Source organism: Streptomyces sp. NPDC005070 (assembly GCF_053600395.1).
Genome location: NZ_JBSFZS010000547.1, coordinates 1 through 1,236, shown reverse-complemented (window position 1 = coordinate 1,236; position 1,236 = coordinate 1). Strand labels below are relative to the sequence as shown.

Genomic DNA, 1,236 nt, shown 5'->3' with positions numbered 1-1,236 from the left:
GAAGCCCAGGCCGAAGACCACGCCGCCGTCGTCGAAGGCACGCGGGATGGCCAGCGCGCACACCAGGAACGCGCCCATGCCCAGCATCAGCAGGAAACTTTGGTTTGTGCGGGTACTGCCAAGCTGCCGTTCGGCGCTGTCCTTGGAGGACGAGCACCAGTCAGAGACGCGAATCCGTGCGGGAGCACTGAGCGTACTTCGATGGTCACCCCGGTGACATGTACCGCCGGTGCACCGCACAACAGGTTCTTTCACGGGCAGAGGATCTGCGATTTTGTCGTGTATGACCCGTTGCGGAGTCTGAGGCGAAGTTCTGCTCGCGACGCTCGCCCGCCCCTGCATCTCACAAGGAAGGTCTACCGATGAGCCGTGCCAGAGCCGTCAGTTCGGCTGCTGCGAGGCTGCGGCCTTCGATCTCGCGTTCCTTCGAGGTTGCGATTGTCCCGGATCCCGTTCATGTCTCCCAGACGCGACGTATCACCTCACTGTTCATGCGGCTGTGGGCCGTGCCTCCCTCCGTGGCCGATGACGTACGGCTAGTCGACTCCGAACTGATCACTAACGCGGATAACCGACCTGGTCGCCGGGCTCGTGTTCGTTCCCATGACCGTGCTTTCCGCATTCCTCGGCATTCCCACCGCCCGCGTCACCGAACGCCACGGCCCCCGCGTGCCCATCGTGTTCGGCCTGCTCCTGATGGGCATAAGCCTGATCGTGCTGGCCGCCCTGCTGGCCTCCGCACCTGTATGGGTCATAGCCCTGGTCATGATCCCCGTCGGGATCTGCGGGCCGCTCGCGATGCAGCCCACCACCGGCATGCTCCTGGAGGCCGTCCCCGCCCACCAGGCCGGAGTCGCCAGCGCCGTGTTCAACACCAGCCGTCAGATAGGCGGCACCCTGGCTGTTGCAGTCTTCGGCGCGCTCTTCGTCACCCAGGCAGGAGCCCTGCACGGGCTGCGCACCAGCCTGCTCATCGCGGCAGTCCTCGCATTCCTCGCCACCGTCGGCAACCTCCTGCCCACCCGTCCAACAGTCTGCTGATAGCCCGCATCGACACGACAGGCGAGCCGCAGCCCCGACCTACGCGTCTCTTGACCTCCCGTCTCTCCAGGAAGCCGGGCCGATCAGGCTGCAGCCACGGACCCGGCACGCAGCCGATGGACACCTTTAGTGGACCTCTCACCTCGGCGGCTCTGCGACGGCGACGTGACCTGAGCGCAACGACGTCCGTCCCTG

Annotated in this window: 1 protein-coding gene and 1 pseudogene; one reads left to right on the top strand and one right to left on the bottom strand. The window is 65.6% G+C overall.

The features are described from left to right. Positions 1–255, bottom strand: a pseudogene (locus tag ACWEBX_RS41035) (hypothetical protein); the annotation flags it as partial. A gap of 312 nt (positions 256–567) precedes the next feature. On the opposite strand from ACWEBX_RS41035, the gene ACWEBX_RS41030 reads away from it, so the two are divergent. Continuing rightward, complete coding sequence (locus ACWEBX_RS41030) at positions 568–1,041, top strand: MFS transporter (protein ID WP_451889765.1); 474 nt, start codon at positions 568–570, stop codon at positions 1,039–1,041. Positions 1,042–1,236 lie beyond the last annotated feature (195 nt).